This is a genomic window from Labrenzia sp. C1B70 (assembly GCF_000475395.1).
GTDB classification, from domain to species: Bacteria; Pseudomonadota; Alphaproteobacteria; order Rhizobiales; family Stappiaceae; genus Roseibium; species Roseibium algicola.
This window is the reverse complement of sequence record NZ_AXCE01000008.1, coordinates 215,803-229,371: the sequence shown is the minus strand read 5'-3', so window position 1 is coordinate 229,371 and position 13,569 is coordinate 215,803. Positions and strand designations below refer to the sequence as shown.

General features: G+C 60.5%; 13 protein-coding genes. 11 read left to right on the top strand and 2 right to left on the bottom strand.

What is annotated here, in order from left to right; all coding sequences use genetic code 11:
- Window positions 1-49: 49 nt before the first annotated feature.
- From hypF to hypE, 11 genes are all read left to right on the top strand, one after another.
- Entirely contained in the window at window positions 50-2,440 is a 2,391-nt protein-coding gene (gene hypF, locus Q666_RS44790) for a carbamoyltransferase HypF (protein ID WP_023003073.1), read from the top strand.
- 310 nt (window positions 2,441-2,750) lie between these two features.
- Window positions 2,751-4,631, top strand: a complete 1,881-nt coding sequence (locus Q666_RS44785) for an NAD(P)H-dependent oxidoreductase subunit E (protein ID WP_023003075.1) — start codon at window positions 2,751-2,753, stop codon at window positions 4,629-4,631.
- A complete protein-coding gene (locus Q666_RS44780) occupies window positions 4,628-5,356 on the top strand; it encodes a 2Fe-2S iron-sulfur cluster-binding protein (protein WP_023003076.1) in 729 nt (242 codons plus the stop codon). Before Q666_RS44785 ends, Q666_RS44780 begins: the two co-directional genes overlap by 4 nt.
- Complete coding sequence (locus tag Q666_RS44775; RefSeq protein ID WP_023003077.1) at window positions 5,353-5,922, top strand: NADP oxidoreductase; 570 nt, start codon at window positions 5,353-5,355, stop codon at window positions 5,920-5,922. The genes Q666_RS44780 and Q666_RS44775 overlap by 4 nt, the downstream gene beginning before the upstream one ends.
- 11 nt (window positions 5,923-5,933) lie before the next feature.
- The gene (locus tag Q666_RS44770) at window positions 5,934-7,376 is read left to right on the top strand and encodes a Ni/Fe hydrogenase subunit alpha (protein WP_031270309.1); all 1,443 of its coding nucleotides are present in this window, start codon (window positions 5,934-5,936) and stop codon (window positions 7,374-7,376) included.
- 219 nt (window positions 7,377-7,595) lie between these two features.
- Complete coding sequence (locus Q666_RS44765; protein ID WP_023003079.1) at window positions 7,596-8,054, top strand: hydrogenase maturation protease; 459 nt, start codon at window positions 7,596-7,598, stop codon at window positions 8,052-8,054.
- The gene (gene hypA, locus Q666_RS44760; protein WP_031270314.1) at window positions 8,047-8,388 is read left to right on the top strand and encodes a hydrogenase maturation nickel metallochaperone HypA; all 342 of its coding nucleotides are present in this window, start codon (window positions 8,047-8,049) and stop codon (window positions 8,386-8,388) included. Before Q666_RS44765 ends, hypA begins: the two co-directional genes overlap by 8 nt.
- Window positions 8,388-9,215: a hydrogenase nickel incorporation protein HypB gene (hypB, locus tag Q666_RS44755; RefSeq protein ID WP_031284993.1), complete on the top strand. Its 828-nt coding sequence runs from the start codon at window positions 8,388-8,390 to the stop codon at window positions 9,213-9,215. Before hypA ends, hypB begins: the two co-directional genes overlap by 1 nt.
- Before the next feature lie 12 nt (window positions 9,216-9,227).
- Entirely contained in the window at window positions 9,228-9,497 is a 270-nt protein-coding gene (locus Q666_RS44750; RefSeq protein WP_023003083.1) for a HypC/HybG/HupF family hydrogenase formation chaperone, read from the top strand.
- Window positions 9,494-10,645, top strand: a complete 1,152-nt coding sequence (gene hypD, locus Q666_RS44745) for a hydrogenase formation protein HypD (RefSeq protein WP_023003084.1) — start codon at window positions 9,494-9,496, stop codon at window positions 10,643-10,645. The genes Q666_RS44750 and hypD overlap by 4 nt, the downstream gene beginning before the upstream one ends.
- Window positions 10,646-10,689: 44 nt before the next feature.
- On the top strand, window positions 10,690-11,679 hold the full coding sequence (gene hypE / locus Q666_RS44740; RefSeq protein ID WP_051990107.1) for a hydrogenase expression/formation protein HypE: 990 nt from the start codon (window positions 10,690-10,692) through the stop codon (window positions 11,677-11,679).
- A 247-nt stretch (window positions 11,680-11,926) separates the two neighbouring features.
- Here hypE and Q666_RS44735 read toward each other — a convergent pair whose 3' ends face one another.
- Together Q666_RS44735 and Q666_RS44730 are read right to left on the bottom strand one after the other, a co-directional pair.
- Entirely contained in the window at window positions 11,927-12,202 is a 276-nt protein-coding gene (locus tag Q666_RS44735; protein WP_023003086.1) for an amphi-Trp domain-containing protein, read from the bottom strand.
- A complete protein-coding gene (locus Q666_RS44730) occupies window positions 12,199-13,563 on the bottom strand; it encodes a metallophosphoesterase family protein (protein ID WP_208993999.1) in 1,365 nt (454 codons plus the stop codon). Before Q666_RS44730 ends, Q666_RS44735 begins: the two co-directional genes overlap by 4 nt.
- Between the last annotated feature and the right edge of the window lie 6 nt (window positions 13,564-13,569).

The window sequence follows — 13,569 nt, the reverse complement described above, 5'->3', positions numbered from 1 at the left end:
ATTACTGAACCGTGCCTGCACAGGGGCGGTGCCTCGTGTCTGGCGAGAAATGAAGGTCATCGTCGGCGACGGTGTCGGGCAAGCCAGAGATCTTGAGCGCGTGCAAGAAACAGGTCCATTGAGGTCAGCCAAATCCATACGGATCAGGGGTCTTGTACAGGGCGTCGGGTTTCGGCCGTTTGTCTGGCAGCTTGCAAGGGGTCTGGGTCTTGCCGGTCATGTGCTGAACGACGGCGAAGGTGTGCTGATCGAAGCAAGTGGTGACGAGCGCTCGCTTGACCTTTTTATGGGCCGTCTGCAATCGGACGCGCCACTGCTGGCACGTATCGACCAGATTGTTGTGTCCGATCTGGCAGGTGCGCCCGATGCCAGAGATTTCAGAATTCTGCCGAGTGAAGAAGGCAAGGTCGCCACTGGCGTGGTGCCGGACGCCGCAACATGCCCGGCCTGCCTGGCCGACATCCGCAACCCGGCCGACCGGCGTTACCGCTATGCCTTTGCCAATTGCACCCATTGCGGACCACGCCTGTCCATTCTGCGGCACATTCCTTATGACCGGGCCTCGACAGCCATGGCGGCCTTCGAAATGTGCCGGGCGTGCCGCATCGAATATGAAGACCCGGCTGACCGACGCTTCCATGCCCAACCGATTGCCTGTCCGCAGTGTGGGCCGAAACTCTGGTTTGAGGACAAAGACGGACGAGCTGTTGATGGCGATCCTGTCGTCCTTGCCGCCGAGCGGCTCGGGCGCGGTGCCATTCTGGCGATCAAGGGTCTTGGCGGGTTTCAGATAGCGGTCGATGCAGGCAATCAGAGCGCCATTGAAAAGCTGAGGTTGCGCAAGCACCGTCCGGTGAAGCCACTCGCCCTTATGGCGCGGGATCTGGACCAGATCCGGGACTTCGCCTTGGCTGATGCAAAAGAGGTGGCGCTGCTGGAAAGCCCGGCGGCACCGATCGTTCTGCTCAAGAAAGCGGGCGCACCACTGGCGCCGGGTATCGCCGGTCCGTTCGACCGCCTGGGTGTCATGCTGCCGAACACCCCCTTGCACCATCTGCTGATGGCCGAGCTGAAGGGGCCGATTGTGCTGACCTCCGGAAATCTTTCCGAGAACCCGCAGGAAACACAAAACGAATGTGCCCGGCACAACCTTGCAGGCATTGTCGACGGGTTCCTGATGCACAACCGCGACGTGGTCAACCGGCTGGATGACAGCGTCGTTCGTCATGATCGATCCGGCGTTTCCATCCTGCGCCGCGCGCGCGGATACGCTCCGTCGCCGATCCGTCTGCCCATTTCTTTCGAGGGGGCGCTGAAGGTTCTTGCTCTTGGGGGAGAGTTGAAAACGACCTTCTGCCTTCTCGACGGCCGCAACGCAGTCCTGTCGCAGCATATCGGCGATCTTGAAAACGCGCCGACCCTTGCGGATTACAAGAAGATGCTGAGGCTCTATCTGGATCTCTACCAGTTCGAGCCTGATATTGTCGCCGTCGATGCACATCCGCAATATCTGTCGACGCGGACCGGCGAAGACTTTGCCCGGGAGCGTGGCCTGCCGCTGGTTCGGGTGCAGCATCACCATGCGCATCTTGCAGCCTGCCTGGCGGACCAGGGGCAAGACCAGGCGATGCCCGGGACCGTTCATGCCGTTGTTCTGGACGGGCTAGGCTGGGGGGCGGACGGGACGGTGTGGGGCGGTGAAATCCTGCAGGGAAGCTACGGCGGCTTTGTGCGGCGTGGCCATTTCCGGCAAGTGCCGTTGCCGGGAGGAGAGGCTGCAAACCGGGAGCCGTGGCGCAATCTGGCTGCGCAATTGTTTACTGCCTATGGAGTGAACTACCGCGCCAACCTGGTTGGAACCGGTCTGGAAACCAGGTTTGCCGGCCATCAGGCAAAGCTGCTTGATCAGATGATGCAGAAAGGTGTCAACGCACCGATGACGTCCTCTGCCGGGCGACTGTTTGATGCGGTGGCTGCCGCGCTTGATATTTGTCCGGACAAGCAAGGCTTCGAAGGTGAGGCTGCAATGCAGCTGGAGGTGCTGGCGCGAGCCTCCGTGGCTGGCAAGGAAGGATATCCGGTGGAGGTGACGACGTCGGAGACCGTATTGCTGTCGTTCGACAAGGTCTGGCCTGCGCTTCTTGGCGATCTCAAATCGGGAGTGGGGCATGAGACTATCTCCGCGCGCTTTCACCAAGGCCTGATCGACGGCCTTGCGTGCGGCCTGTCGGCTGCAGGCGCAAGACCATCCGGCAAGGTCGTTCTTTCCGGCGGCGTTTTCCAGAACGCCTTCCTGCGCGACGGCCTGACCGAGAAGCTGGAAACCGATGGCTACACTGTTCTCAACCACAAAAGTGTGCCCGCCAACGATGGCGGCCTTGCGCTCGGTCAGGCGGTGGTCGCGGCAAATTTGCAAGCGCCCTCAACCTTCGATGACTGATTTTTTGCCCTGACTGAAGGTCCTTGAACGCGCCTTATTCAGCAGGATCGACTGATAGGCCATCGGGTACCATCTGCCCCGATTTTAAGCAGGTTGATCTTCCTCAAAGACGTTTTCCTGCAAGTCTGGAAGCGTGGAAACACTCGGAAATTTCACAAGTGTATTGCGGGTCGTTGCCATCATGTGCTGCAGTCCGGTTTGATCTCAAATCGATTTAGCGGCAGGGCGCAACACCAGCCAATCACTTCCGGACGGAACGGTCATCGCCTACGCGGGTGCAATCTGCTTTGGGTATCAGGAGGGAGGGGCCATGGACAACGGGCACAAGACCGGGAACGGGGTCTCCACGGCCATCTGCGGAACCGCGCCTGTTCCTGCCGAAGAGATCGAAGCGATCTGCGCGCAATTCGGCAACGACAAGCACCGAATGCTCGACATCCTGCGTGAGGTGCAGGACCGCTACCGCTGCATCGCCCCGGCCACCATGGACCATGTTGCCGCCTCTACCGGTCTCACCCGGATCGAGGTGGAGGGCGTTGCCAGCTTCTATTCCTTCCTCTCCCTGGCGCCGAAAGGCAGGGTCACCATTCGGCTGTGTGACGATATCGTCGACCGGTTCTCCGGGGTGTCAGAGGTTGCCTGTGTTTTTGAAGAGGAGCTTGGGCTCAAAATCGGCGAAACCAGCAACGACGGTGCGTTTTCGCTGGAATACACTCCCTGCATCGGCATGTGCGATCAGGCGCCAGCCGCGATGGTCAACGACATCGTCCTGACGAAACTGACGCCGGAGACCGCGCGCAGCGCGGCGCAGGCGCTGAAGGCGGGCCGAAGCCCAGAGCAGTTGATCAGCGAGAGGTTCGAGGCGCTGACACCTTCCGAACGCGCCTTGCATATGGTCGACAACAACATCCGCCATGCGGGTGAAGTGCTGTTGGGGCCTGTTCCAGAAGACGCCGGGCTTGCCAAGGCGGCCACGATAACACCGACGCAGATCATCTCCGCGATCGAGGAAAGCGGGTTGCGCGGCTGTGGCGGCGCGGGCTTTACCACCGGCCGGAAATGGCGTTTTGCCGCCAGCGAGCGTGCCGAAAAGCATTTCGTCATCTGCAATGCCGATGAAGGCGAGCCGGGCACCTTCAAGGACCGCGTTCTCCTGACCGAACGGCCGCATCTCCTGATCGAAGGCATGACTATAGCGGCAAGGGCTGTCGGTGCGCGCGAGGGCATCCTTTATCTGCGCGGCGAATATGTCTATCTGCGCGAGCTTCTGCTTCAGGTGCTGGAAGAACGACGCCGGCGCGGTCTTCTCGGCAAGGACATTCTGGGCGTAAAGGGCTTTGATTTCGATATCCGACTGCAGCTTGGCGCGGGCGCTTATATCTGCGGCGAGGAAGGTGCGCTTATCAGCTCCTGCGAGGGCCTGCCGGGCGAACCCAAGACGCGGCCGCCGTTCCCGGTCAACCGCGGCTATCTCGGGTATCCGACGGTGGTCAACAACGTTGAGACCTTCTGTCATGCCGCGCGCATTCTCGACAAGGGGGCGGCATGGTTCAATGCCATGGGCATGGAAGGCTCGCACGGCACCAAGCTGTTCTCCGTCTGTGGCGATTGCCTGAACCCGGGCATCTACGAACTGCCTTACGGGCACACGGTCCAGGAATTGCTGGCGATGGTCGGCGGCGAGGATGCCGCCGCGGTTCAGGTTGGCGGACCGAGCGGCACGATGATTGCCCGCGACAGCTTTCACCGCAAACTGACGTTCGACGACCTTGCGACCGGCGGGGCGGTCATCGTCTTCAACGGCGAGCGCAACGTTCTGGAAATCGTCGAATACTACATGTCCTTCTTCGTGCACGAGAGTTGCGGCTATTGCACGCCCTGCCGGGTCGGCAATGTCTTCCTGCAGAAGGCGATCCAGAAGTTCCGCAAGGGCCTCGCGAACCCGGAGGACATCGACTACCTCAAGGACCTCTCCGGAACGATCATCGAGACCAGCCGCTGCGGTCTCGGCATGACGTCTCCCAACCCGGTTCTCACCACCTTGAAGAACTTTCCGCTGGTCTATTCGGCGGTGATCAAGCCGAGCAAGGACGGCATCCGCGATACGTTCGACATCCAGTCGGCCATCGATGGTGCGCGCAAGATTGCCAAGCGCCGCTCCTATATCTTCGACAAGGATTTCACCCAATGAGCGGTACGAAGAGAGAGACCGGCTTCACCTTCACCATCGACGGGGTGGAGATCACCGCGTATGCGGGGCAAACCATCATGGAAGCGGCCGACGAGGCCGGGGTCTATATCCCGCGCCTGTGCGACCACGAAGGCCTGCGCCACCAGGGCAGCTGCCGGGTCTGCACGGTGAAGGCAGGCGGGCGCAGTGTTGCCGCCTGCACCCAGCCGGCAGCCCCCGGCCAGGCGGTGGAGAACGAGACGCCGCATCTGACCAAGATGCGCCGCGACCTGGTGGAAATGCTGTTTCACGAGGGCAATCACCTTTGCCCGATTTGCGAGGCCAGCGGCAATTGCGAGCTTCAGGCGATGGCCTACCGGCTGGACATGACGGAAGCCACCCGGTTTCCGTACCTGGAGCCGTGCCGGGCGCTGGATGCCTCCCATCCCGACATCGCGCTTGACACCAACCGCTGCATTTCCTGCGGACGCTGCATCCGCGCCTCTCAGGACGTCGATGGCAAGGGCATCTTCGGTTATGTCGGCCGCGGCATTCACCGCCGCGTCGCAGTCAACGGCGAGAACCTTGCCGATACCGATGCCGAGGTGACCGATCACGCGATTTCGGCGGAAGTCTGCCCGGTCGGCTGCATCATCCGCAAGCGTGTCGGTTTCGCCGTTCCCATCGGCGAGCGGGAATTCGATCATGGCCTGATCGGTCACGACATTGAGGAGAAGCGCAAATGAGCGAGCTGCCCAAGGCCCGGATCGCGACCGCTTCTCTTGCCGGCTGTTTCGGCTGTCACATGGCGATCCTGGATATCGACGAGCGCCTGATCGAGCTGATGCAGCTTGTCGAAGTCGACCGCTCGCCGCTTACCGACAAGAAGCGCTTCACCCAGCGGTGCGACATCGGCATCATCGAAGGCGGCTGCTGCAACGAGGAAAATGTGCATGTGCTGCATGATTTCCGGCGCAACTGCGATGTGCTGATCGCGCTCGGCCAATGCGCGATCATGGGTGGGCTGCCGGCCATGCGCAACGCGATCATGCATTCAGACGCGCCGCTGCGCGAGTGCCTGGACGAGGCCTATATCACCGGCAAATACATCCGCAACACGACCCACAACGTGCCCAATGATCCGGCTCTGCCGCTGCTTCTGGACGAGGTTTATCCGTGTTCCCAGGTGGTGGAGATCGACTACCAGATCCCTGGCTGTGCACCCAGTGGTGACATCATCTTCGACACGCTTTCCAAGCTGCTGACCGGCAAGTTCCGTGGCTTTGAACGTGAAATGATCAAGTTCGACTGAGGGTGATGGCGATGACTGAACCCAGACTGATTGAAATCTCCCCCGTCACCCGCGTGGAAGGCCATGGCAAGGTGACGATCCATCTCAATGCGGAAAACGAGGTGGATGAAGCCCGGCTGCACATTGTCGAATTCCGCGGCTTCGAGCGGTTCATCCGCGGCCGGCTGATGTGGGAAGTGCCGGTGATCGTGCAGCGGCTTTGCGGCATCTGCCCTGTCAGCCACCATCTGGCCGCAGCAAAAGCCATGGACATGATCGCCGGTGTCGATCAGTTGACGCCGACGGCGGAAAAGATGCGCCGGCTGATGCATTACGGCCAGGTGATGCAGTCCCACGTGCTGCACTTCTTCCACCTGGCAGCGCCCGATCTCCTGTTCGGCTTCGGTGCGCCTGCGGAAAAGCGCAACATCTTCGAGGTGATCAAGGAAAATCCGGAACTCGGCAAGCGCGCCGTTCTGATGCGCAAGTACGGGCAGGAGATCATCGAGGCGACGGCGGGCAAGAAGGTGCACGGCACCGGCGCCATTCCCGGTGGCATCAACCGCAACCTGCCCATCGAACGGCGCGATCATTTTCTTGCCTCGGTGGACCAGATGATCGAATGGTCCCTGGATGCGGTGAAACTCGCCCGGGACTACACGCTGGAGCATGAAGACCTGGTCGCCGAGTTCGGTTCGTTCCCCTCCAACTACATGTCACTGGTGCGCGAGAGCGACGGTGCGCTTGATCTCTATCACGGCAACCTGCGGGCTCTCAGTTCCACCGGAGACATGATCTTCGATCAGGTGCCTTACACGAAATATCACGAGCTGATTGTCGAGGACGTGCGCTCCTGGTCGTACATGAAATTCCCCTTCATCACGACGCTTGGGCCTGACGCCGGCTGGTATCGGGTCGGGCCATTGGCACGCATGAACACGGCCACCTTCATCGATACGCCTCTTGCCGATGCCGCCCTGAAAGACCTCAAGGCCGTGACGTGCGGTACGCCGAACAATTCCACGCTGGCCAATCACTGGGCGCGGATGATCGAGGTTCTGCATTGTGTGGAGAAGATCCGGGAGCTTCTGAACGACCCGGATCTGCAAGGGACGGACCTGATTGCCAAGGGGGACCGGCGCGAGGAAGGTATCGGGGTGATCGAGGCTCCGCGTGGCAACCTCATCCACCATTACAAGGTCGATGAACATGACCAGGTTACCTATTGCAACCTGATCGTCTCCACGACCCATAACAACGAGGGCATGAACCGCGCGGTGAAGGATGTCGCGGTCAAGCATCTTTCCGGCAAGGAGCAGATCACCGAGGGCATGCTCAACCATGTCGAAGTCGCGATCCGCGCCTATGATCCATGCCTTTCGTGTGCCACCCACGCTCTCGGTCAGATGCCGCTGCAGGTAGAGCTGTTCAATGCGGATGGCGCGTTGGTCGACAGCCGGACGCAGTGTGTGTGAGCGTGGGAGGTTCGACGATATGACAGCCTCTCAGATCGTCCACCCGGACGCAGCAAAGCGGAGATCCGGGATCAGCGAGTTCGATACTCTCTTTCGGGAAATGAATTGCCGAGAAATCTGTGCCCCCCCGATCCCGGCCCGCGCTGCGCTTGGCCGGGATGACGAGGGAGAGAAATTGTGTGCGGCAACGTTTCATCTGTCTGAAGAGAGGACGTCTTCATGCTTCTGATCGGATATGGCAATCCCGGGCGGGGCGATGACGGGCTTGGGCCGGCCTTGTCCGAGGCAATCGCCGCGCGCGGATTGCCGGGGTTGGAGGTCGATACCGATTATCAGCTCGTCGCCGAACATGCGCTGGCGGTCTCGGAGCACGATGTGGTGATCTTCGTTGACGCGGAGATCGGTGCCGCGGGACCTTATTCGTTCCGGGAAATCGCGCCGGGTGCACCGGAAGTGCTCGGCAGCCACAGTCTGATTCCGCAGACTGTTCTGGCTCTTTGCGATACCCTTTATGGCGCCCGACCGAAAGCCTTCGTGCTTGGTATCTCCGGCTATGAATTTGGTGAGGTAAAGGAAGGGCTGTCCGACAAGGCAACTGCCAATCTGGCTGCAGCCGAGGCTTTCTTGCTGGAGTGGCTGCAAAAGGCAGATCAGCAGAGGGAGGCAGCCCATGCATGAAATGTCACTTTGCGAGAGCATACTCGACATTTTGAAGGATCAGGCGGCGAAGGATAGCTTTACCCGGGTGAAGCGGGTCGCGGTCGACATCGGACCGCTGTCTTGCGTCGAACCAGAGGCGCTGAAATTCGGATTCGACGTTGTCACGCGGGGCTCACTCGCCGAAGGCGCCATTCTGGAAATATCCAGGCCTTCAGCCGAGGCTCTGTGTCTTTCCTGTTTCAAGACCGTGCAGGTGAACGCACGGTTCGATTGCTGCCCGGAATGTGGTTCGGAAGCCCTGCAGGTTGTCAGTGGGGAAGAGCTGAAGATCCGGGAACTGGAGGTGGTGTGATGTGTACGGTATGCGGTTGCAGCGGGTCTCACGAACATGACCATGAGCATCACCATCACCATGGACACGCCCATTCACATGACGCAGGTCATGTCCATTTCGGCGAAGGGGAAGCCGGCGTTTCCGTTCCGGGCATGAGCCAGGCACGGCTGATCCAGATCGAAACCGATATTCTGGGCAAGAACAATTCCTATGCGGACAACAATCGTGCCTTGCTGGCCGCAAAAGGCGTTCTGGCACTCAATCTTGTTTCAAGCCCCGGCTCCGGCAAGACAACGCTGCTTGTCGAAACCTTGAAGCGGATGGCGGGCAGGACCCCGGCTGCGGTCATCGAAGGTGATCAGCAGACGTCAAACGATGCCGAGCGGATCCGGGAAACGGGAGTACCTGCCATTCAGATAAACACCGGCAAGGGGTGCCATCTGGATGCACATATGGTCGGTCACGCCTTGGAGAAGTTGCCGCTGGACGAAGGCAGCGTGCTTTTCATCGAGAATGTCGGCAACCTGGTCTGTCCCGCAGCATTCGATCTCGGCGAAGCCTTCAAGGTGGTGATCCTTTCGGTGACGGAAGGCGAGGACAAGCCGCTGAAATACCCCGATATCTTCGCCAACGCCGACCTGATGATCCTCAACAAGACCGACCTTCTGCCGCATGTCGATTTTTGCGTCGGCGCGGCGATCAGGAATGCACGACGGGTCAATCACAAGATCCAGGTCCTGCAAGTGTCGGCGCGCACTGGCGGTGGCCTGGAAGGCTGGCTAGTCTGGCTGGACGGTGCCTTGAAGACGCAGGCAGCGCACGCACGCGGCCTTGCTGCGGAATAGGAGTTCTCCGTCATGTGTCTCGCCATTCCCGCAAGGGTGGTTTCCGTCGATAGCGACGACATGGCAACCGTCGCTCTGGAAGGGATCCGGAAACCGGTCTCGACAGCTCTCCTGGAGGAGGTTGCCGTTGGCGACTATGTGCTCGTCCATGTCGGCTATGCCCTGCACAAGCTCAGCGAGGAGGAAGCCGAACGAACCCTTCAGCTTATGGCGGAAGCCGGTGTTCTTGCCGAGGAGCTGGAGGAGATGGCGGGCGAGCCGGTGGTGGGGACGGACGCATGAAATACATCAAGGAATTTCGGGACGGCAAACTGGCGCAAAAGCTTGCCCTTGCAATCCGGCAGGAAGCTGATCCGGACCGGCGTTACCATCTGATGGAGTTTTGCGGTGGGCACACTCACGCCATCTTCCGTAACGGGGTGCAGGATCTGGTTCCGCAAAATGTCGAGTATGTGCATGGGCCGGGCTGCCCGGTCTGTGTCTTGCCGGTACGGCGTCTTGATGATGCGATCGAGCTGGCGCTGAAGTCGAATGTGATCCTGACCACCTATGGCGACATGATGCGGGTGCCGGGCACCAAGCAGAAGAGCCTGATCCGGGCCAAGGCCGAAGGCGCCGATATCCGGATGGTCTATTCGACCCAGGATGCCCTGCGGATTGCGCGGGAGAACCCGCAACGGCAGGTGGTCTTTTTCGCCATCGGCTTTGAGACGACGACGCCGCCAACGGCGGTCGCGATCCTGCAGGCAAAGGCGGAAGGCCTGAAGAATTTCTCCGTCTTCTGCAATCACGTTCTGACACCGCCTGCCATCGCCCATATCGTCAACGCTCCGGCGGAGCCGGGGGAGCAGGCGGTTAAGATTGACGGTTTCCTTGGGCCTTCCCACGTCAGCTCGGTCATCGGCTGGGCGCCGTACCAACCGGCGGCGCGGGACTTCAGAAAACCGGTCGTCATTGCCGGCTTTGAGCCGCTCGACGTGATGCAGTCGACCCTGATGCTGATCCGCCAGATCAACGAAGGCCGGCATGAAGTGGAAAACCAGTACACCCGGGTCGTCACGAAGGAAGGCAATCGCAAGGCCCAAAGGCTGGTTGACGACGTTTTGGAGTTGCGCCGGACCTTTGAATGGCGCGGGCTCGGCTATGTCCCTGACAGTGCCCTGAAAATCCGAGAAGCCTATGTCGACTTCGATGCTGAAGAGCGTTTTGCGCTCAGCCCGAAGGAGTCGCGCGAAGTCAAATCCTGCGAATGTCCCGCGATCCTGCGCGGCGTGAAGAAACCGACGGAATGCAAGCTGTTCGGCACGGTTTGCACGCCGGACAATCCTATGGGGGCCTGCATGGTTTCCTCTGAAGGTGCCTGCGCCGCATACTGGACCTATGGCCGCAAGCGCGAGGCGATGGCCGCCGCCAAGGGAGCCGCGGCGTGACCAGCATCGATCCGCAGGCAAAATTCCGCACCGGTGCTGTCGATATGACCCATGGCGGCGGCGGCCGGGCCATGGCCGTCCTGATCGAGGACCTGTTTCACCGGCATCTGAAAAATACAATCCTGGATCAGGGCCATGACGCGGCGGTGCTTGAAGTGCCGCCAGGGCGTCTTGTCATGTCGACCGATGCCCATGTGATCTCGCCGCTGTTCTTTCCAGGTGGCGATATCGGATCGCTGTCGGTCCATGGCACCTTGAACGATGTAGCCATGGCCGGTGCGAGGCCGGTGTCGCTCACCGCGAGCTTCATACTGGAAGAAGGGTTCCCGCTGGCAGATCTGGAACGGATTGTCATATCCATGGCGCGCGCTGCCCGTGAAGCCGGAGTGCCGGTGGTTTCCGGCGATACCAAGGTGGTTGAAAAGGGGAAGGGCGACGGGGTCTTCATCACAACGACCGGTGTTGGCGTTCTGCCGGAAGGCGTCTCGATTTCTCCTGCTGCGGCCAAGCCAGGTCAGGCGGTTCTTCTGTCCGGTACCATTGGCGATCATGGTGTGGCCATCCTGTCGAAACGGGAAAACCTGACCTTCGAAACCGAAATCCAGTCCGACAGTGCAGCACTACATGGCCTCGTCGGTTCGATGGTCGACGCGGTGCCGGGCATTTCGGTTCTGCGGGATCCGACCAGGGGTGGACTGGCAACTGCGCTGAACGAAATCGCTCATGCTTCGAAGGTTGGCGTGATGCTCGACGAGGGTGAGATCCCCGTTCGCCCGGATGTGGAAGGGGCCTGCGAGCTGCTCGGTCTCGACCCGCTTTATGTCGCCAATGAAGGCAAGCTGATCTGCATTTGCGAGGCCTCGGATACAGACCGGTTGCTGGAGATCATGAAGGCTCACCCGCTGGGGCAGAATGCTGCGAAGATCGGCGAAATCGTGGAGGACGCCGATTGCATGGTGGTCATGAAGACCGGCTTCGGCGGCTCCCGTGTTGTCGACTGGCTCTCGGGCGAGCAACTGCCGCGCATCTGCTAAGAGCGGCATAGGCCCCAAGGCTCTTTCCCAATCCGATGCTTGGCATCCCGGTTTGGCGCAGCCAGGACGGGATCCGGTACACACCGGCCTTTGTGTTCCTCCAGGAGAGGCTGCTTTGTTTTCTCAGCCAGGGACTTGAGAGGACGCGCTCGCAGCGCGGCTCATGACCGGGTTCCGGATCTGCGGGCGGCTGCGCCTTCCTTGTCCGGAATGACGGTGAAGGGGCAACAGGTTCTCGGGGCTTGGCCTATCCGCCCTTTACCTTCAGTTTGCCATTGTCCTTCTTGTCCTGGCCGTCGTTGGCCCATGTGATGCGCAGGTCCAGGCGGGACTGGTCGTCTTCCGTGGTGGCTGTCACCCTGATGGCCATCAGACCTTTCGGGTGCAGGGTAATCTCACCAGTGTCGTCACCGAATTGCAGCTCGCCCTTGGCGATGCCACGCTTGACGGCGTCGAGCAGTTTCTGGATCGATTTCCTGTCCTGCAGGGACTGGTGCCGGAAACGGCCCTTGCGTTCCATCATGACGACAATCCGTGTTGCTGGAGAATGTGCGCCGGATTGAACAGCTTGGCGTGGGGATAATCCCGACTAATGCCGACGATGTTGCCATCCGGGCAGATGATCGTGGCGCCGGTGCCGATGCCTTCAAGGCCTTCGGAGCTTCTGGAATGCCGGTCGAGCGTGATGTCCGCTTCCAGATGCAAGAGGCCGTGCTTGGACGTCAGCTCCTGTCCGCTGTGCCTGTTGACGTGCCCCTGTACCAGCATCCTTATGCCGGCAAGATGGAGATCGTCTACGCCGGTTTCGGTCAGGGGATGGTCCACATCCCGGTATTTCGTGCGCATCAGATTGGCGATGGTGCCGGAGTAGAACACGAAGGGATCTTTCCGGCTTTCCTTCCGAAAGCGGTGATTGACGTGGGCCACACCTTTTGCCGAAATCTGGGACGCCATGTGATCATCGATACCGGCATGCACGAACAGCAACGATCCGCTCTGGTGCACGGCCTTGAGGCTTTGAAAGAACCAGGCGTAGCGTCCGCCGGGTTCAACGAAGAGTTCCCGGCATTTGAGCGCGGCAGCATACAGCTGACGAATGGTAAGGCCGACTTCGGCGGCGTGTTCCGCGAACTTGTCCGCCTTCTTCTTGAGCCGCTGCATTTCCTTGCGGATGGCCGCGTCACTCAGATAGCGTGAGGCTGCCTTCGGAAATTGTCTGGTCCACTTCTTTCCCGGAACCATCAGCGACAGGCAGGTTTCCTCGTCGGGCAGCATGGCGAGGTTGGCCGAGCTGCCGACATACCGCTCGTGTACTTCCTTCAAGAGCGGCATCACCTTCTTGCCCATGCGAACGAACATATGGGCGTTGAGCGAGCTGCGCTTGACCGTCAGGGCTTCGAGACCGAGGTAAAGCCGCAGGTCGTGGTTGCCGGCGAGGATGACGACATCGGCACCGGTTTTCAGCAGCGCGCTGAGGCTGTCGAGAAGGTCCAGATTGCTGGGGCCCTTGTCCAGGCAATCGCCGCCGATGATGAACTGGCAGCTTCGGCCGAAGGGCGTCAGGTGAAAGTCGCTCAGACCATCTCCATTGCGCTGGATTGCCCGTGCCGCCGTCAGGGATCTCAACAGGCTTTCCGCATCCGCATGCAGGTCGGAAATGAAGATTACCGGCTTTTCCGGCCAGTCCCACGGGCCAAGAGCATTTGCCCGGGCAAGGCTGCCGACAACACCGGGAAGGGTGCTTTCGGTGGTGAACTGGCCGAGAGGCAGATTCCCGATGGGCGCCAGTGGCCAGGGGACACAGCTTTCGGGCAGGCCGAGATCAATGGCTTCCGCCTGGTCCATCGGCGGCAGAAGCGGGGTCAGTGGCAGATGGGTCATCATGGCAGC

Excerpts from the sequence above, each read along its gene's own strand:
- hypF (WP_023003073.1), top strand. The coding sequence starts at position 50 with ATGAAGGTCATCGTCGGCGACGGTGTCGGGCAAGCCAGAGATCTTGAG.
- Q666_RS44785 (WP_023003075.1), top strand. The coding sequence starts at position 2,751 with ATGGACAACGGGCACAAGACCGGGAACGGGGTCTCCACGGCCATCTGC.
- Q666_RS44780 (WP_023003076.1), top strand. The coding sequence starts at position 4,628 with ATGAGCGGTACGAAGAGAGAGACCGGCTTCACCTTCACCATCGACGGG.
- Q666_RS44775 (WP_023003077.1), top strand. The coding sequence starts at position 5,353 with ATGAGCGAGCTGCCCAAGGCCCGGATCGCGACCGCTTCTCTTGCCGGC.
- Q666_RS44770 (WP_031270309.1), top strand. The coding sequence starts at position 5,934 with ATGACTGAACCCAGACTGATTGAAATCTCCCCCGTCACCCGCGTGGAA.
- Q666_RS44765 (WP_023003079.1), top strand. The coding sequence starts at position 7,596 with ATGCTTCTGATCGGATATGGCAATCCCGGGCGGGGCGATGACGGGCTT.
- hypA (WP_031270314.1), top strand. The coding sequence starts at position 8,047 with ATGCATGAAATGTCACTTTGCGAGAGCATACTCGACATTTTGAAGGAT.
- hypB (WP_031284993.1), top strand. The coding sequence starts at position 8,388 with ATGTGTACGGTATGCGGTTGCAGCGGGTCTCACGAACATGACCATGAG.
- Q666_RS44750 (WP_023003083.1), top strand. The coding sequence starts at position 9,228 with ATGTGTCTCGCCATTCCCGCAAGGGTGGTTTCCGTCGATAGCGACGAC.
- hypD (WP_023003084.1), top strand. The coding sequence starts at position 9,494 with ATGAAATACATCAAGGAATTTCGGGACGGCAAACTGGCGCAAAAGCTT.
- hypE (WP_051990107.1), top strand. The coding sequence starts at position 10,690 with ATGACCCATGGCGGCGGCGGCCGGGCCATGGCCGTCCTGATCGAGGAC.
- Q666_RS44735 (WP_023003086.1), bottom strand. The coding sequence starts at position 12,202 with ATGATGGAACGCAAGGGCCGTTTCCGGCACCAGTCCCTGCAGGACAGG.
- Q666_RS44730 (WP_208993999.1), bottom strand. The coding sequence starts at position 13,563 with ATGATGACCCATCTGCCACTGACCCCGCTTCTGCCGCCGATGGACCAG.